General features: G+C 54.5%; 15 protein-coding genes and 1 pseudogene. 7 read left to right on the top strand and 9 right to left on the bottom strand.

Annotation, left to right across the window (positions count from 1 at the left end; genetic code table 11):
- Window positions 1-106 precede the first annotated feature (106 nt).
- On the top strand, window positions 107-2,119 hold the full coding sequence (locus tag ACYZTY_RS01335; RefSeq protein WP_461956990.1) for a site-specific integrase: 2,013 nt from the start codon (window positions 107-109) through the stop codon (window positions 2,117-2,119).
- Window positions 2,120-2,121: 2 nt separating this feature from the next.
- Window positions 2,122-2,631, top strand: coding sequence for a hypothetical protein (locus tag ACYZTY_RS01330; protein ID WP_461956989.1), 510 nt, complete (start codon window positions 2,122-2,124; stop codon window positions 2,629-2,631).
- A gap of 433 nt (window positions 2,632-3,064) precedes the next feature.
- Here the strand turns inward: ACYZTY_RS01330 and ACYZTY_RS01325 are convergent, their stop codons facing one another.
- Window positions 3,065-3,475 (bottom strand): hypothetical protein, encoded by a 411-nt coding sequence (locus ACYZTY_RS01325; protein ID WP_461956988.1) that lies wholly within the window; start codon window positions 3,473-3,475, stop codon window positions 3,065-3,067.
- Window positions 3,476-3,730: 255 nt separating this feature from the next.
- Between ACYZTY_RS01325 and ACYZTY_RS01320 the strand changes: the two genes are divergently transcribed.
- The 4 genes from ACYZTY_RS01320 to ACYZTY_RS01305 all read left to right on the top strand — a co-directional run bounded on the left by ACYZTY_RS01320 (window position 3,731) and on the right by ACYZTY_RS01305 (window position 7,193).
- A complete protein-coding gene (locus ACYZTY_RS01320) occupies window positions 3,731-4,093 on the top strand; it encodes an MbcA/ParS/Xre antitoxin family protein (protein ID WP_461956987.1) in 363 nt (120 codons plus the stop codon).
- 873 nt (window positions 4,094-4,966) lie between these two features.
- Window positions 4,967-5,263 carry a DUF7693 family protein gene (locus ACYZTY_RS01315; RefSeq protein WP_461956986.1) on the top strand — a complete coding sequence of 99 codons (297 nt, stop codon included), beginning with the start codon at window positions 4,967-4,969 and terminating at the stop codon, window positions 5,261-5,263.
- A 45-nt stretch (window positions 5,264-5,308) separates the two neighbouring features.
- The gene (locus ACYZTY_RS01310) at window positions 5,309-5,998 is read left to right on the top strand and encodes a hypothetical protein (protein WP_461956985.1); all 690 of its coding nucleotides are present in this window, start codon (window positions 5,309-5,311) and stop codon (window positions 5,996-5,998) included.
- Window positions 5,999-6,590: 592 nt separating this feature from the next.
- A complete protein-coding gene (locus tag ACYZTY_RS01305) occupies window positions 6,591-7,193 on the top strand; it encodes a DUF262 domain-containing protein (RefSeq protein WP_461956984.1) in 603 nt (200 codons plus the stop codon).
- Between the two features lie 40 nt (window positions 7,194-7,233).
- On the opposite strand, the pseudogene ACYZTY_RS01300 reads toward ACYZTY_RS01305, so the two are convergent.
- From ACYZTY_RS01300 to ACYZTY_RS01285, 4 genes and pseudogenes are all read right to left on the bottom strand, one after another.
- A pseudogene (locus tag ACYZTY_RS01300) lies at window positions 7,234-7,467 on the bottom strand (hypothetical protein); the annotation flags it as partial.
- Between the two features lie 53 nt (window positions 7,468-7,520).
- The gene (locus ACYZTY_RS01295; protein WP_461956983.1) at window positions 7,521-7,739 is read right to left on the bottom strand and encodes a hypothetical protein; all 219 of its coding nucleotides are present in this window, start codon (window positions 7,737-7,739) and stop codon (window positions 7,521-7,523) included.
- Between the two features lie 140 nt (window positions 7,740-7,879).
- Window positions 7,880-8,479, bottom strand: coding sequence for a hypothetical protein (locus ACYZTY_RS01290; RefSeq protein ID WP_461956982.1), 600 nt, complete (start codon window positions 8,477-8,479; stop codon window positions 7,880-7,882).
- An 83-nt stretch (window positions 8,480-8,562) separates the two neighbouring features.
- Window positions 8,563-9,315 (bottom strand): hypothetical protein, encoded by a 753-nt coding sequence (locus ACYZTY_RS01285; RefSeq protein WP_461956981.1) that lies wholly within the window; start codon window positions 9,313-9,315, stop codon window positions 8,563-8,565.
- Between the two features lie 208 nt (window positions 9,316-9,523).
- Here ACYZTY_RS01285 and ACYZTY_RS01280 point away from each other — a divergent pair, with 208 nt between their 5' ends.
- Window positions 9,524-10,222, top strand: a complete 699-nt coding sequence (locus ACYZTY_RS01280; protein WP_461956980.1) for a helix-turn-helix domain-containing protein — start codon at window positions 9,524-9,526, stop codon at window positions 10,220-10,222.
- Window positions 10,223-10,603: 381 nt separating this feature from the next.
- Here ACYZTY_RS01280 and ACYZTY_RS01275 read toward each other — a convergent pair whose 3' ends face one another.
- The 4 genes from ACYZTY_RS01275 to ACYZTY_RS01260 are packed head-to-tail and all read right to left on the bottom strand — an operon-like array spanning window position 10,604 to window position 16,843.
- Complete coding sequence (locus ACYZTY_RS01275) at window positions 10,604-10,954, bottom strand: copper-binding protein (protein ID WP_461956979.1); 351 nt, start codon at window positions 10,952-10,954, stop codon at window positions 10,604-10,606.
- On the bottom strand, window positions 10,951-14,109 hold the full coding sequence (locus ACYZTY_RS01270) for an efflux RND transporter permease subunit (RefSeq protein WP_461956978.1): 3,159 nt from the start codon (window positions 14,107-14,109) through the stop codon (window positions 10,951-10,953). Before ACYZTY_RS01270 ends, ACYZTY_RS01275 begins: the two co-directional genes overlap by 4 nt.
- Window positions 14,106-15,590 carry an efflux RND transporter periplasmic adaptor subunit gene (locus ACYZTY_RS01265; RefSeq protein ID WP_461956977.1) on the bottom strand — a complete coding sequence of 495 codons (1,485 nt, stop codon included), beginning with the start codon at window positions 15,588-15,590 and terminating at the stop codon, window positions 14,106-14,108. Before ACYZTY_RS01265 ends, ACYZTY_RS01270 begins: the two co-directional genes overlap by 4 nt.
- Entirely contained in the window at window positions 15,587-16,843 is a 1,257-nt protein-coding gene (locus ACYZTY_RS01260; RefSeq protein WP_461956976.1) for a TolC family protein, read from the bottom strand. The genes ACYZTY_RS01265 and ACYZTY_RS01260 overlap by 4 nt, the downstream gene beginning before the upstream one ends.
- Between the last annotated feature and the right edge of the window lie 59 nt (window positions 16,844-16,902).

Genomic DNA, 16,902 nt, shown 5'->3' with positions numbered 1-16,902 from the left:
CCACGGATTCGATAGCCTCATTTACAAAATCAAATTGGTGCGTAAGCAGTTCTTGGGCTACCTAGGCAACGAGCTTATTTTCGCTACGTCCCATTCCAGCGACGGAATGAACGCAGTTGAACTACTCGCCGCACTGATGAACCTGCCAGCCAGCAAATTGAGCCTTGTGAAGGATATGATTTGGGACTTCAACGGCGAGACTCATGTCTTGGCAAGGGACATACAAGGCGCCAAATCCCGGATCGACTTTGGAATCTATGAGAGCCTGAACAGCACGATCCTTTTCGAACTGAAAATCGCCATTCTGTGCGTATTGGAGATCCCTGGAGCTCTTCGCCATACCAAGAGACCTGTTAGCTACAAACCCCATACTGTGCTGGACACCTTCAAGTCTGTGATCCCGTTTATCAACAAGATGTGCGCACGAAAGCGAGCGGAGCACGGGGATCACTTCTTCGAAAGGTCGCATTACAGCCTCGCAGACTTTTCCGAGCAAGATTATCGGACTGAGGCCGAAACCTTCGACCGAGCATTCCGCACTACTACTCTTCAAGGCTTCAGGATTCTAAGGTCTCACTTTTTAGTCGAGAACCTCTTCGCCAAGCCGCTGGTCTACGTCGACTTGGAATCTCTGGGGTGGAAACAAAACAGCATCATCAATAAGCAAACCCGTACCAAAAAGAAATGGTTTTCCAACAAAATCTTTGAGAAGTGCTCCCGAGAGGGATCCTTCGCGATTGTTGATTTCCTGCAAGCGTTGAAAGAAGACATTTCGGATCAGGATACGCTGAGTCGACTCGATCTGATGGGCTATAACAAGGCCAGGAGCGCCAAGATCACGCGGAAGAATTACGACATCTATGTGACGATCCGCCTAACCTCGCGTGGCTACACAGGACTCGAAGTGAAACCCTTCTTGTACAAACTAGAGCCCGATTATTGGTCGCCACAAAACCTTGGAATGCTGAAGGATAAAGAGGCGCTGTGTAAGCTGACACGCGCCCCGATGGACAACGACCTGTATGAGTACCTGACCCACATTAGCAACAGCGCAAACTACATCATTGGTCAGTACACCGGTATGAGGCCGTCCGAGCTTTCTGGATGCTTGACTGATGACTGTCTGACGGTTGACGAGTTTGGGCACGACCTCATCATCAGTAGCGTCATCAAAAATCGAGAAGTCATTAGGAAACTATTCGACGATACGTGGGTTGCAATCCCAATCGTCAAGGACGCAGTTAAAGCACTGCGGATACTAAATCGGTTCAAGCAGAACCCGTATCTGTTCTCGAACATGAATACCATAAAGCCCGGCATGCAGCATGAGGCTAACTCGCTGAGCGGGTCTGGGTTAGATCATCAGCTTTGCACATTCTTGGCTAACACCTTGACCTTCGAGGAGTTTGACGCGCTGGAGGTATCCCCATACACGCTTAGGCATTCCTTGGCGAACCAGATGCTCCGGGCCGCCGTGGGCTTACCGTTCATGTCCTATCAGCTTAAACACTTTGGTCACCATGCCAGTACCATCGGCCAAGATATGCGTGGAAATCGGGTAGGCACTGTTACGATTGACTATGGCGGTATTGGTGAGGCCCTTACCTCAGGTGGCGGCCCTGACGCCCCCGCTCGCATAGATGCCGAAAAGGAGTTCATCATGAACTCTTTGAACCCCGCTGGGGGTTATGCAGGCGACAACGCATCATCGCATCGCGCTCGGCTCACGAAATATTTCAAGGGTTATCTTGAGGCCGGTTATTCGACCGACGAGATCTTTGAGCGCATGGCTGAGCTAAATTTCGCGGTCATTAATGTGGGCCAGGGATATTGCTACGGCAACGCAACAGAACTGGATGATCCCTCGATACCTTGCATCGGTTCGTTGCGCTGCAACCCTAACCGCTGCAAGAACGCCGTGGTAACGGAAGCGAATGCGCCTAAGTGGCAAGAGGTCTATGTTCAAAACACCTTGGCACTCGGGAGGCTGGAGGCGGATCCTAAAGCGGCCTTTGCCAAGCTGCGTGAGTCTGATGAGGTTTCCTTGTCCATCGAACAGATGAAACTCGCGATTTCAGAGGCCAAGGGGGTGCTAATGCAACTTGGCATGGCGGTGTAGGTGTGAGCACCGCAGGCTATGACTCCAAGAATGAGGAAAACTTTGAGGCTGTCACTCGGGCACTTGATGCGGCTCTGAACAAAATAGAAAAGGATGCGTCCCTGTCGGCCAGCGCAACCCAGTTGGCCAAGCTAGCTGGCGTGCACCGGAACACTCTCTACTTCCGCCAATGGCCGATAGAGCGGATTGAAGAGATCAAGGCGAAGCGTGCCCAGCAAAAGAAAGAGCAGGCAGCAGCGAAAGTAGAGTCTCGCTCCCCCGAAGAGCTGCTGGAGCGAAGCAGGCTTGAGATCATTTATTGGTTTACTCAGCTTCAAGATGCAAGGGCTGCCAACACCTCGCAGGTGGCGACGATCAAGCAGACTGCAGCGGCTCGTGATCACTACATGCGAGAGCATCAGGAACTGCTTCAAATAATCAATGAACTGCGCCATGAAAATCAGCAGCTACATAACATGGTCAGTGTATTGGAGCAGGAAATTGCGAGAGGAAAAAGACAGACTGATGACTAACCGCAGGAGAACGAATCATTGAACAGTTGTATCGAGCTATCGGGGGAAGTGTGGGGCATTTGATAGCTTTGACACGGGACAACCTGCATGAGCTCGAAGCAATCGAAGGCCTCGCCTCTTCGCTAGGCGCCGACCGTTTCCGGGCTTTGGCTGTGCAGTTAGCTTACGAATATCCGGTCAAATTGGACGAGCCCTACCAATCTATACCCAAGCAGCAGCACAGCTCGGTCATAGGAATGAGTGACGCTCCCTTTGAAGCACTACGCGTCGCGTGCGAGGTCGTTATTAGCCGGGTTCCTGAGCTGCTGCGGGTACTCTCATATCGTCATCGACATGAGAGTCGCACGACCGTCCCCCATGGGCTTTGTGTAGCTCTACTTGGGCGGGCCCATGAGGATAATTTCCTAGTCGATCCTCACACGGCCTCCTTGTTTTAGCTAGAGCTATCCACGTCCGCCCTGAGCGCTCTATGCCTCTCAAGGTGGGCCATCTCGGATTCCCACCTGCGCAGAAACTTCTCCCAGTCGCCAGCATATGGTGCTTCGGGGAGTCGCGTTGATCCGATGCTCGCCTGAAGGAAGCGCTCTCTCCATGGCTGGGGAATATTCATTTCCAATACTATGTCGATGCCGCACTTGTGAGGCTGCACTGGGACAGAGTTACGAACGTCGTTGAGTTCAAGTGGCTTATCGGTAGAGGGCTTGCCGTTTCGCTCTTTGTCGTCGAGGTCATTAAGGATGGCCAAGGCATCAGCTGCCGTTGGGTCACCTGGAAGGAGTCTGGCAATCTCCCGAAGGGCTCTTCGCCTGGTGCTTTCAAGCTTTCGGAGTTCATCGTGGGTCATTTCAGCCTCTCTCAGGTTGGTTGAAGCTGGGCTTGGGTGTTAGCGTGCCGCCGTTGGCGGAGGGCTGTCGTGAACCGAGCCGTAGCAAGCCACGTCTCGGCCCTTCGGGCAGACATCCTGCACGCCTGCGCGCTCCGCTTGCCTTATGATTTTAATCACAGACTGTAACGTAACTTTTGACTTGTAACGTAAGCAGCGTTACAGAGCATAGAATTACGTTACAGACCAGTCATCACCGACCATAGGATGGAGTGAATGAAATCCACTTCGAGCGCAGAAAATGCTGTGCTTGGCACAGCCTTTATCCGCGCCGGCGAAGCGCTGGGGCTTGATGACGCTGAACTATCAGCTGTCTTAGACGAGGATGTTTCCTCGGTGCAGCTTTTACGCCATGGACATGAACTGCTTCAACCTAGCACTGAAGCGTGGAGCCGGGCTTTGCTCTTAGTTGAGCTGTATCGGTCATTGCTTGCAGTCGTAGGCAGCGAGCAAAATGCAAGAAACTGGCTAGGAAGCGAAAATCGTAGTCTGTGTAGTCGACCTCGTGGCCTCATCAAATGCAGAACGGGTCTCGAGCAAGTTGTCCAGTATCTCGCGGCTCATCGCTCACTCATTTAACACGCCCTGTTGAGTCCCAGGTGGTCGATGCAGAACGAATAACCGGAGCGCTTTGAGTTTTATGGCTCAGCACATCAGCGCCCGTCGTTGAGGGTAGGAGAACCCAGATATCATTTGCTGAAGCCCTGTGATGAGCAGGACGGAACGCCTCGACATTCCCCCCCATAAATGAAAATGCGGTACATCTTTCGACGTCAATGGAGAGCGGCATGAGTTTGTTTAGACGATGCATCGAATTCATTTGGCCTGACAAAAGATCTGGCTCAGAGCAAGCGAGAGATCGCGCGTTCATTGCTGCTCTCAACGATCTGAAATCTCTCCGCGTGACACCTGACGGCGGCATGTCCCTAGACCCTTACGAGATACGGGGGAGAGTGATAGCGAGCCGACGGTCACTCAAGCGATTCGTGCGATGATCATGTGCGGTCTTGCTGGCGTGCTGAGCCGAGCCGTCGGCTCGAAGGAGCGACGGTAGGACAGCATTGGATCGTGCTCGACTACCACCTTGTGAACTACACCAGCACCCATTTCTCCATTTCCAATCGGCTTTCTGAACAAAGCAGCCTTCTACTTGCCAGGAATCGGTATTTTCCGCTCTGCGTTTGGAGGCAGCAGCTTTTCGCACCAGGGAATCGTCTTTAGTCGCAGCGCTCCCCAGTAAGGGTATGCTCGTAACATACTGATTCTAAATGTAAAAACAAAAAAATATTTGCCTTTTCTCCTTGACCGACCCTATCTCATGGTCTTCATTCTAGGTACCACTTAGGAGAGATGCAGCCATGTCCTTTTCATCCGTGTTTCATTCTGAAAACGCTCCAGTGTCGCTCGGCGATAACCTCCACTACGTCGTGTTCAGCACTCTGCAGTGCACAAATGCTCTCAGCTCATGAGGTCTACCAGATACTGCGCGATGCCTTGAAAGGTATCCGCTCAATGCGGCGAATCGCCCAGCAAAGCTGGGATGAGATCTACTGCGGATTGATGACCATTGAGGTCGACGGCTGGCTGATCACATTCTTCATTGACTGCGGTGATCTGGATTACTGTGACAACTGTCTCGCTCCCGACGGTAGAAAGTATGAGTTCAGCTCAAGGCACGCATTTGATCCCGTCGGGCTTTTGTCCCCGGACGAACATAGGCAGCTTGAAGAGCTGCTTCGTCAAATCTGAACAATTTGCAATTGTTCGACCACACAGCGAAGCCGGGAGATCGGCATGAACAACAACTACGTTGACCAAGCTAAAGGTCTTCTGTCTGAGATTGGCGTCCATCAGCTTTCGGGAGGTGTATGGGCATTCACGAATGCTCACACTGCCAGCCAAGCCTACATCCACCACTCGCTACAACCAGTCGCCCTTGCTGCCTACGCAACGGTTAACGCCACGTTTGCTGCTGGCCGTTTTCCCGGTTGGGCGTTGGTCGATATGGTGGATAAAGTGCCTTGTATGGACGGTGCTGAGCTTACGGCGCTGTCGATGGTTTGCGGGGCTTCCATCCCTACGCTCCCCAGTGCATCAGCGCGCGGGAATATCTTTGGGCAAGCAGTGTGGGACATCGTAGAGGCTTACTCGCTTGAGGCTTGTTTTGAACATGTCGCACGCGCCTATGGAAGCCCAGGCAGGCATTACAACTTACGGCCTCGCGGCTTCGATTGGGCTGGCGAAGAAGGGCCTCTCCCCGAATCTCTGAAGGCAATGCGTAAAAATTATCGCGCAATGTCGCCGCTGCAACAGATCATGGTTTTAACGATCATGCACTTGTACTGCCCGGGTAAAGACAAGACATATCTGACTAGGGGCTGTCCGACCAAAATCCCTGCTGCCCAGGCAATGAACATCCTTCGCAGCAATGGGCCGGCGCTCTCGGCTTGGGGCCACATGGTTACTCATTACGCGGGCTGGTAGGTCGTGGTTTTTTGAGCCCCCTGGTGGCAGAGATGGTATGTCGTCGGACTTCCAAGAGTTGATCCCGCTGTAACACCCACCCGTTGTATGCCGAGAGCGACCCGCACCTGATTGGAAGCTGTGATTTGGCCTTTTGAAGTAGCGCTCGCGGCAATTACCCCAAGTGCCGTCGATTGTTTCACTTTTTTTGATCGCAAAATAGACATCCGTTAATGACCCCAAAATGGGTCATTAAATGGCAAAAGCTAGGTTAGTGTCCCTTTAGAGGGACATTAAGAGAGGTCGTGTCGGGCGGCTGAAGTAACCCTACCCCTGCCAACTCAAAATCAGCGCCTCGACGTGCTGGTTCTTCGTATGCTTCCCTATTTGCTCAAGAGCCGGAACAGCCTTACGGCAAAGAGAAATTTTGGCTCGACGACTAAGCTGGAGGTCAAGCGGCCACTGATAGATGCCATCAGCTCGGCACATTGCGATGCCCGAATCGAGCCACTGAAAAAATTTCCTCCATTTGCCTCAAGGTTTCGAAGAACCATCCGTTTTTTTCTTATATGACACTCCGGTCAGCCTCTCCAACTCATTTTCAAGGATATTCATGTCCTCCCCATTTCAGCGGTATGGCGATGAAGAAATTACGAACCCCACTATTCAAATGCCACAGCGAGTTCTGGCCACTTCGACATACCAATATCCGATAGATGTGTTGGCCGACCGTCTGGTGCAATACCTGGGAGATCCATCGTCCTTCCACGACAGGTTTCCATGGGCTGAGCGATTTGTAATGGGCATTCCCGTTCCGACCTGGACGCGTCCCTTGGTATGGAACGTCGGTCAGAAGGCTCGGTTTATTACTGCGATATGGTCGGGCGCAGACCTCGGGAGCTATCTCACGAATGGGTGGGGCGATACTGCCGGCATGGGAAGGGTAATGGCGGAGAACAGTGAAATCCTCCTCGATGGACAGCAACGCCTGCACAGCCTCGAAGAATATTTTCTGGATCGGCTTGCTGTCCCGGACATTCAAGGTCAGCCACGAGTATGGTCGGAGCTCGGAAATGTCGAACGCAAGCGTTTCCTGTCAACAATCTTCGCGTGTTCGAGTGTCAGCTCCGACGACGAGATAGTACTGCGTAGGACTTATGATCTTTGCGCGTTAGGTGTAACTCCACGTACGTACGATCAACGTGCTGTCAGGTAATGCGCTTAGAAATGACCGACTGCAATCGTCTCGAGGTAAGGGCTGGATCGATCAAGCGTGCGTTAGGTACGGCTCTACGCACGTCCTCCATGGCGCTCTCAATTGCGCGATTCGCAGAGGGGGCTTCACGTACGAATTCCAACGCCAAGCGACCTAGCTGTCCAACTCCGACCAATGCATCATCGCAGCCTTCTTCCGTCAAGCGATCTATTAACGCATCCACATCAATGTCGCCCGCCGGCAATTGGTATTTCAGGGTAAAAGTACACTCCATCTCTGGCCCTCCGTCTATGTGCTCTTGTGCTCCATCTTGCAGTGTGAGGATGCCTACAACTGGCGTAGTCGCATGATGGCGTCCGTGATGCCACGGGCATTTGTGTCCAGCGTTTCCATGGCAGCAACCGCGTTGTCGGCGACACTCCCCACTCCATTCTCTGAAAGCCACTTGCTAACTTCTTCTATGGCCGCAGCTAAGGCATGCTGATTGTGCAGGAGCAGTGTGAGGGCGTCCGCTGTGGCGATGTTGGCGTCAGAGTTATTTAGCATGGGTACAGTCCGTGAGTAACCGATGCGAGAAGCCTAGCTGAATTCGCCTTTCGCTGGATCCACCGCTCTCGATAAGCGTGGTTAGTTTGCAGAGGATCGACGGCTCTTCATGGCAGATAACTATCGAGCAGCAGCGGATATCATTGTGAGGTGGGCACTAAGCGAGGCCGGCCACTGCAATGTGACAAACCATCCAGAATCCCCAGAATCTGAGCGTCACTGAGAGCAAATTTGGGCACAAATTCCATGCCGACCGGCAAGCTATCGTGGGGACACATCAGTGCTCCCTTGCCCTCACCGAACTGCTCGCTGATGAAAGTTTTGAGGTTGCTTGGCGTTTTAGTGGCGTAGGCGCTTCGGAAGATCGACAGGTCGCAGAGCACACCTGCGAGCATTACCCAGGCGTGACCGTCCCACTTGGCTTCTACAACCTCTCCCTCATAGGTTGCCCCTGGAATGTTCCCCCGGCATTCGAAAGCATGGTGGCCGTTAATCAGTAGGTCTCCGAGGACGACAACTGCGGGTATCCCTTGAGATTTGAGAATGGCAGTGAAGCCTGCACTGACCATGACGCAAGAACCAAATGACGGAGGGATCAAATCGAGCGTTTGCCTAGCGGCGCTAACGATTACATCGGGATCGGTAATTTGAAACTCCGCGTAATCGGAATAGGCCTCCGCGCCACGGTCGCGGATAATAATGTCTACTAGAGTTGAAGGCACAAAGGATCCCTTGGGCATTTATTCGACCTTGCCGGTCATTTGCATTCGTTCCGACCAACCATTGCTTCAAATTATATGGGGAAAGAAGCCTCTGGCGGGGGCTAGAACGGATTGGAGCCAGCGTCTATCTCGCGTTGACGTTTTCGCTCAAGATAACGCTTATGCATCATGGTCTCCCCTTGATCCTCCAGCCACTTCACGAATGCAGATACCTGAGAAACAGCATGCAGAAATTTCTCGGTAGTGATGTGGATATGGGGGCGATAGAGCCATTGCCGGCTCTCTCCATCGGCCTCCTCAATCAAACTTTTCTCTCTATCACTTACAAAAAAAGGGCTTGGCAGCTTGTGGAGCGCATCGTCAGAGTATCGAGATGTCTCGAAGATAAGTGAGTCGGGATGTTGGATGCTATTCCTCGCCAGCACGAGTTCTTCAATCAAAGCGAAATCGAATGGGCCATCCTCAAACCGGTCTGAACCATGGGCCAGGTAGAATGCCCTGTAGCCATTTGGCCATCCGCCATTTTTGAATGTTGATTTGAGTGAAGGCCCAGGAGCAGACCCAAGCAGACGCTCCCATTCTTTGAAGTATAAGTGTAGCGACGCAGCAATCATTGATAAGCATGCGCTACCCAGCACCTGCACTGACGAATCAGCTTCTAGCCATTCATTCAAATATGCAGGCTCCCCATCTTCGCTATAGGGCGGGATGAAGGGGGCTTCCTCGTTCTCAATTTTCCTTTTGCGATCTTCAAACGGGCTGGCCCCATTTAGATAGAGCTGCTTGATAAAAGCCAGCCGCTGTTCAAGGAAGTACCGAATGTCCATTTCGTTGTCCTGGTAGGTGATTGTCATTCCCCGGCCCGCACTAGGATCACGGGCTCGGACGACGTTATCACGACTACGCTGAGCGGAGAGGTGCAAGTGTCTGCAGCCAGCTTCAATTCCTCGTAACCTCAGCAGAGCCTCAGGCCTTGTCGGTTCTCTGTCGGGTTCCTGTCGTGTTGTGTCATCAGCAGCTTCTTCATCATGAGCCGCACCAACCATCTCATGGAGCTTAAAAATGAATACGAATACCTCGTCCGGCCAACCTCGCGTGTTGAGTCTCGAAGAATTCGCCGCTCTCATCCGCAAAATGCGGGAGGTGTTTCAGTGGTCACAGGAGACTCTGGCCGAGCTTGCAGGCTTGAACGTACGGACTGTACAACGCGTTGAGAATGCCAAGTCAGCAAGCACTCATACTCGACGTGCGCTCGCAGCTGCTTTCGAGATCGAAGACATCGACGCCTTCAACAAGCCCTTCGACATCCCCACGGAAGAGGAATTGAGAGTAGAGAAAGCCCGTATTGAGCGCGACTACATCACCTTACCGGCACTGCCTCTGTCGACTGGACACCAGCTCGCTAAGCTTGCAGAAAGCTCCACAGTGGATATTTCCCAACCCGGATTTGAAATGCAGCGTGATGCCCACGAGGTCTTTGCGTCGCTCGTGGACTATTTTCGCGACTATAGGGACTGCGCCAGCGATTACTCAGAAAGCGCCAAATTTGCTGTGTACGACGAGATGCAGGAGCTGATCGATGAACTACAAGGGCTTGAGGTATCGATTCAATATGCTACTCGCAAGGTACATCTGAAGGTGTCTGGCGAGCAGTCAGAAGCGAAGCCCTTGACTGTCCAGATGTCGTATTTAATTGCTTTCGAACGAGGTAAAGCACCAGGCGAATTTGCGGTGCAGAAAAAACTGGATTTTCCATTCTGACCGGAACTGCGATGAGAGAGGACGTTTAATCGACGCCATGCGACAGTTCGAACGAGATGATGTCCTGCGAGCTGCCGAAGGGGACACCGATGCGTTGTTAAGAGTGCAAAGGCGCAAGGACATTCTTAAGTGGAATGCTCTGAAGCAAAGGATAGCGTTGCAGAACGCCACGCCGTCTTGGGCTGACCATGAGGCAATTGACGCCTTTTACACTGAGGCCAAGCGTCTTTCAGCCGTGACAGGTACTAAACATGACGTTGATCACATCATTCCTCTTCAAGGTAGACCAAGGGAGTCGGGAACGCGGAGGTCAAAGCCAGCAATGAATAGATTTCCAACCGGCACGGCAGAGCGTGCCGGTAATTCTTGGTCGTTACGGTCTTATTTTTTAATGGAAACGATTGTGGCTTTTCCACCCTCTTGCCTAAAGGAAAACGATACGCGGTCTCCGACTATCAGCCCTGCCAGCTGTTTCTCCGTTACGGAAAAAGCCATGGTCATTGGCGGCCACTGTACGGCTGGAACAGCTCCGTGCGAGATGGTCACCGTATGCTTCGTAGTATCTATAGCCTTGATCGTTCCCTCAGCATTGGCAACTTGAGCCTGTTTTGAATCTTGCTCCATCTGCATGTCTTTCATACCGTCCATTTTCATGCCCGGCATGTCCTCAGCGTGGACAGAAAGTGAAAGCGCAAATACGGTGCTTGCAACTGCAATCATGGTCAGTTTCATACGACTTTTCCTTGAGGGTTGATGGGTTCAACTATGAGGTGCCGGCGACGCATCAGGCGATAGGCTGCCGGAATGACAAACAGGGAAAGCAAGGGGGCCGTGATCATGCCGCCGACCATAGGCGCGGCGATGCGGCTCATCACTTCGCTACCAGTACCGCTGCCCAACAAAATGGGTAAAAGGCCGGCAATGATCACGGCAACGGTCATGGCCTTGGGTCGAACGCGCTGCACAGCGCCTTCGCGAATGGCCGCAACCAGCCCACGCTCAGTGTTGTCACCGAGGTCTTCACGCTCGGCCCAGGCGTTCTTCAGGTAGAGCAGCATGATTACGCCGAACTCGGCAGACACCCCGGCCAAGGCGATAAAGCCGACTCCGGTGGCGACCGACAGGTTGTATCCCAGCAGATAGAGAAACCATGCTCCGCCAGTCAGTGCGAATGGCAGAGTGGCCATGATCAGCAACGCCTCATCGAAGCGGGCGAAAGTCAGGTAGAGCAGCACAAAGATGATCAACAGCGTGGCAGGCACCACCAGTTTGAGGCGTGCGTTGGCTCTTTCTAGAAACTCGAACTGTCCTGAGTAACTCAGGCTCATGCCGGGCTGCAACTTGACCTGCTCATTGACGACCTGGCGTAGATCGGCGACCACCGAGGCAATGTCTCGCCCCCGCACGTCGATGTATACCCAGCCAGAAGGCCGTGCGTTCTCGCTCTTGAGCATTGGCGGCCCGTCGCTGACCTTGACCTTCGCCACAGTGCCGAGGGTGATCTGGCTGCCTAACGGAGTGTAAATCGGTAATCGCTCCAGGCTGCCGACCGAGTCACGCCACTCACGTGGGTAACGCACGTTAATCGGAAAGCGTGCGAGACCTTCAATGGTCTCCCCGACGTTTTCGCCGCCGATAGCGCCGGCAACGATGGACTGCACATCAGCGATATTTAGTCCGTAGCGGGCGGCGGCCTTGCGGTCGATATCTACGTCGATATAGCGGCCACCGGTCAGTCGCTCGGCCAGAGCCGAACTGACACCGGGCACACCCTTGGCCACCCGCTCGACCGCCTGAGTAGCGGCATCGATCTCCGTCAGGTTGGTGCCGGCAACTTTCACGCCGATAGGACTCTTGATCCCAGTGGCCAGCATGTCGATGCGGTTTCGAATCGGTGGTATCCAGATATTGGTTAGCCCAGGAACTCGTACCACTCGATCCAGTTCCTCCACCAATTTTTCCTGTGTCATGCCTGGGCGCCATTGCTCGTGCGGCTTGAATTGAATGGTGGTTTCGAACATCTCCAGCGGAGCCGGATCGGTAGCGGTTTCGGCACGCCCGGCTTTACCGAAAACGTGTTCTACCTCTGGAACAGTCTTGATCAGGCGGTCGGTTTGTTGCAGCAATTGCGCCGCTTTCTGCGCCGACAATCCTGGCAGGGCTGAAGGCATATAGAGCAGATCGCCCTCGTCCAACGGGGGGAGAAACTCGCCGCCCAAGCGCGACATTGGCCATAGCGCGCTGACAAATACCAACAACGCGACAAGCAGCGTGATCTTTGGTCGACGCAAGACTGCGTCCAGGGCAGGCTGATAGATCCGAATCAACCACCGGTTCAACGGGTTCTGTTGTTCAGTGGGGATTCGCCCCCGAATCCAATAGCCCATCAGCACTGGCACCAGGGTCACTGACAATCCCGCCGCTGCGGCCATGGCGTAGGTTTTGGTGAAAGCCAACGGGCCGAACAACCGTCCCTCTTGCGCTTCCAGGGTGAACACCGGAATGAAAGACAGGGTGATGATCAACAGACAGAAGAATAGCGCAGGGCCTACCTCTGCCGCTGCTTCGGTCATCACGTGCCAATGACGCTCACCCTTCAGTTCCTCCCCAGGATTGGCCGCGCGCCAGGCCTCGATCTTCTTATGGGCGTTCTCGATCATCACCACGGCGGCATCGACCATGGCGCCGATGGCAATAGCAATCCCACCCAACGACATGATGTTTGCGTTTATCCCTTGGTAACGCATTACGGTGAAGGCAATCAACACACCAACCGGCAGGGAGATGATCGCCACCAGCGATGAGCGCAAGTGCCAGAGAAAGATCCCGCACACCAACGCGACGACGATGAACTCTTCGATTAGCTTGTGGCTGAGGTTTTCTACGGCACGGTCGATCAGCTTGCTCCGGTCATAGGTGGTGACGATTTCCACCCCGACCGGCAAACTGCTTTTCAGCTCGTCGAGTTTGGTCTTGACCGCCGCAATGGTCTCGCGAGCATTCTTGCCACTACGCAAAATTACCACGCCGCCGACGGTCTCGCCTTCGCCGTCGAGTTCAGTAATTCCACGCCGCATTTCCGGCCCCAACTGGATCGTGGCGACATCGCCAAGACTCACCGGTACACTTCCAGCACCGAGCTTCAACGGGATAGCACGAAAGTCATTAAGCGTTTTTAGGTAGCCTGAGGCCCGCACAATGAACTCGGTCTCTGCCATCTCCAGCACGGCACCACCGGTTTCCTGATTGGCCTTGCCGATAGCCTCGGTTACCTCTGCTTGAGTGATACCGAGGCTGGCCAGTTTGAGCGGATCAAGCTGCACCTGGTACTGCTTGACCATACCCCCCACAGTAGCCACCTCCGCAACGTTCGGCAGGGTCTTGAGTTCGAACTTTAGAAACCAGTCCTGAAGTGCACGAAGCTGTGCCAGATCGTGTCCGCCACTGCGATCCACCAGTGCGTACTGATAGATCCAACCCACGCCCGTCGCATCCGGCCCCAACGCTGGCTTGGCGCTGGCTGGCAACCGACTTTGTATCTGACTTAGATACTCCAACACCCGTGAGCGGGCCCAATACAGGTCAGTACCGTCCTCGAACAGTACGTAGACGAAGCTGTCACCGAAGAAGGAATAACCGCGCACCGTCTTTGCGCCTGGCACCGAGAGCATGGTGGTCGCCAACGGATAGGTCACCTGGTTTTCGACAATCTGCGGCGCCTGGCCTGCGTAAGGTGTACGGATGATCACCTGCACATCGGAGAGATCCGGCAGCGCATCGATGGGCGTGCTCTGCACCGACCAAATGCCCCAAGCCGTGACGAACAGTGTCGCAAGTAATACCAGGAATCGGTTGGCCACCGACCAACGAATGAGGGCAGCAATCATGGCTGGCTCCCCGATTTATCCAGACGCTCAACACGCAAACCATCATCGGTCTGGCTCACCGCAATCCGAACCTTGTCGCCCGTTTTGAGGCCCTGCATCAGAGCCGGATTGGCGAGTGGGAAAGTCATCGTCATGCCAGGCATGCCCAGCGTCTTGAAGGGGCCATGGGCAAGCGTGACTTCTTTGTCGGTGATCTCAACGATCTGCCCATCCGCCTCATGAAAACTGGAAGTTGCTGCGCTGGGCAGTGACGCTTCCTCCGAGCTTGCAACGATCCCCTTAAGACTGGCCTCCGAGTCGAGCAGGAACTGGCCAGACGTAACCACCTTCTGGCCTTCTTCCAGACCTTTCACTATCGCCGTCTTGCCATCGCTTTCCTGCCCGAGGTGCACTTCCACTGGACGGTAGCGGCCCGCGTCTTCGGCGAGCATCACCAAGGCGCGTCGGCCAGTGCGGATGACGGCCTCGCTCGGCACCCACAACACACTTTGCCCGGTCGAGCGAGTCAGGCGTACCTGCGCCGTCAAACCCGGTCTGAGGCGTCCGTCGGGATTGGGGAGTTCCACCCGCACGCGAAGAGTGCGGCTGTCCGGGTTGGTCTCGGGCAAAATCGCGCTGACTTTGCCACTGAGCATTGTCCCTGGGAAGGCTGGTAGACGCACTTCGACCGCCTGCCCCACGGTGATCGATCCGGCATCCGATTCTGGAACGGCCACGGCAAGCCAGACACTGCTCAAGCCATTGACGCGTGCCAGAGTATCGCCAGTAGCCACAGTCATACCCGCACGTACATTTAATTCTTGCAGCACACCACCAATTGGGCTGGTGAGAGTCAGGTAGGGCTGAACCTTACCGCCACGCTCTACCTGAGTAATCAGTGCTGCCGGCATCCCGGTGAGCTGCAGTCGCTGGCGGGCCGCAGCCAACAAATCAGCATCCCCGCTGCGCTTCAATGCAAAAAACTCTGTCTGGGCAGCCGCCCATTCCGGCACCAGGATATCCGCCAACGCCGCGTTGGCTATGAGCACATCACCGGGAGCGTGGGCATAGACCCGCTCCACAAAGCCCGTGGTGCGTGCCTGAATCACAGCGACATCACGTTCGTTGAATCCCAAGACACCCGTCACATCGAGGCTGGAGTCAAAGATTCCACGGGTGACTGTTGCAAAACGCAGACCGAGATTCTGGGTCAGACTCGGATCGATACTGACGGTCGCACGATCCCCTGCGCCCCCGGCGTACTTAGGAACCAGTTGCATGTCCATGAAGGGGGACTTACCCGGCTTATCGAACTTTTGCTGCGGGTACATGGGGTCGTACCAATACAGTGCTTTGCGTTCGCCCGGTAAATTGAGGCTCTGCTCCTGTGTGGTATTTGGTAGTCCACTCATGCGCTGATGCGCCAACCAAAAACCACCGGCAACACCCAATGCCAGCGAGATGCCTACCAGCAATGCCCCGTTCCCTTTTTTAAGGATCATTGGCTGGACTCCCCATAAGCAAAATACAACCGCGCACTGGTCAGCGCTCGCTGCTCTTCCACGTCGATCTGTTTGAGGCGGGCCTCGATGAGTTCACGTCGGGCGGCAACAACGGCGTTTAAATCGCCTTTGCCCGAGCGATAACTGGCCATGCTGAGTTCGACCTTTTCCTTAGCCAACGGCAACAGGCTTTCCTGGTTACGGCGTACCGCACGATTCAGGCGCTCATAGTCAGCCAGTTCGTTTTCCAGTTGCTGGGTATGCTCGCGTGACAGGGCTTCGCGCTCGGCCTCAAGCTGACTGAGTTCCGCCTGTTTGGCTGCGATTTTGGGGTTTTGGCGAGAGTCAGGAAACAGCGGCAGATCCCAGGAAAATTGCACGCTGACCATATCGCCGAACTCACGGCCACGGCGCTGGTAATCCAGTTCCCAGCTCCAGTCTGACTGCTTCTCCGACACGGCTTCACGAACCTTGGCTTGCGCTTCGCGGGTCATCGGCGCAAACGCTGCCAACTCGGGATGGTGTTGCAGTTTATGGGAGTAACTTGAGGTGTCGACGGGCCATTCAGGCAAGCTGCCCACAGGCTTGTCGTTGGCGGCGGAGCCAATCCAGCGTTTGAGGGCCGCTCGGGCCTGTGCTCTCTGGAGAATCAGATCGTCCTGTTGCTCCGCCAGTTGAGCTGCTTCCTGCTTGGGTGTCACCGCATCGGCGGGCTGAGCGCGGCCCCCGGCGATTTGGGCTCGGACGGCATCGGTCAATAATCGGTTTTCTTTGTAGAAGTCCTGGAACAGCGCATCTTTACGCTCAACCGCATAGCTACTGATCCAGGCCAATGCCGTGGACTGGCGTACCTTCAGACGTTCGACTCTACGCTCCGCAGCAGCGCGATCAACAGCAGCATCGGCGACCTCGATGCGCGCTTTGCGCTTGTCGCTATTGGGCATCTCCTGCCTGACCCCGACCATTTGCATGGTCATGAAGTCCTGGTCGATGCTCCAGCGATCCGGGCCGCCAATGGGGTAGTTCTGCACACCCACCAATAACTTGGGATCAGGTAATTCACCAGCGGGGATGGCTGCACTGCTGGCAGCCTGAATTTTCGCGTCTTGTGCGTTCAGCGACGGCGCATTGTTTTCGGCCAGCCGCAACGCTTCATCGAGTGTCAATGCGGCAGCGAAGCTCGGCAATGCCAGTACGCTTGCCGCCAGACCGGCCACGAGGGGCCAACCTGTGCAATAGCACCTAGAGTTCATGTTTGCGATTCCTGTGATGATCCACTGCACACGAAAAAAGACATGCGCGCAGCTAGTCC

This window comes from Pseudomonas sp. LB1P83, assembly GCF_054897885.1.
This window is presented reverse-complemented; position numbering and strand designations above follow the sequence as displayed.

Excerpts from the sequence above, each read along its gene's own strand:
- ACYZTY_RS01335 (WP_461956990.1), top strand. The coding sequence starts at position 107 with ATGAACGCAGTTGAACTACTCGCCGCACTGATGAACCTGCCAGCCAGC.
- ACYZTY_RS01325 (WP_461956988.1), bottom strand. The coding sequence starts at position 3,475 with ATGACCCACGATGAACTCCGAAAGCTTGAAAGCACCAGGCGAAGAGCC.
- ACYZTY_RS01320 (WP_461956987.1), top strand. The coding sequence starts at position 3,731 with ATGAAATCCACTTCGAGCGCAGAAAATGCTGTGCTTGGCACAGCCTTT.
- ACYZTY_RS01315 (WP_461956986.1), top strand. The coding sequence starts at position 4,967 with ATGCTCTCAGCTCATGAGGTCTACCAGATACTGCGCGATGCCTTGAAA.
- ACYZTY_RS01310 (WP_461956985.1), top strand. The coding sequence starts at position 5,309 with ATGAACAACAACTACGTTGACCAAGCTAAAGGTCTTCTGTCTGAGATT.
- ACYZTY_RS01305 (WP_461956984.1), top strand. The coding sequence starts at position 6,591 with ATGTCCTCCCCATTTCAGCGGTATGGCGATGAAGAAATTACGAACCCC.
- ACYZTY_RS01295 (WP_461956983.1), bottom strand. The coding sequence starts at position 7,739 with ATGCTAAATAACTCTGACGCCAACATCGCCACAGCGGACGCCCTCACA.
- ACYZTY_RS01290 (WP_461956982.1), bottom strand. The coding sequence starts at position 8,479 with ATGCCCAAGGGATCCTTTGTGCCTTCAACTCTAGTAGACATTATTATC.
- ACYZTY_RS01285 (WP_461956981.1), bottom strand. The coding sequence starts at position 9,315 with ATGACAATCACCTACCAGGACAACGAAATGGACATTCGGTACTTCCTT.
- ACYZTY_RS01280 (WP_461956980.1), top strand. The coding sequence starts at position 9,524 with ATGAATACGAATACCTCGTCCGGCCAACCTCGCGTGTTGAGTCTCGAA.
- ACYZTY_RS01275 (WP_461956979.1), bottom strand. The coding sequence starts at position 10,954 with ATGAAACTGACCATGATTGCAGTTGCAAGCACCGTATTTGCGCTTTCA.
- ACYZTY_RS01270 (WP_461956978.1), bottom strand. The coding sequence starts at position 14,109 with ATGATTGCTGCCCTCATTCGTTGGTCGGTGGCCAACCGATTCCTGGTA.
- ACYZTY_RS01265 (WP_461956977.1), bottom strand. The coding sequence starts at position 15,590 with ATGATCCTTAAAAAAGGGAACGGGGCATTGCTGGTAGGCATCTCGCTG.
- ACYZTY_RS01260 (WP_461956976.1), bottom strand. The coding sequence starts at position 16,843 with ATGAACTCTAGGTGCTATTGCACAGGTTGGCCCCTCGTGGCCGGTCTG.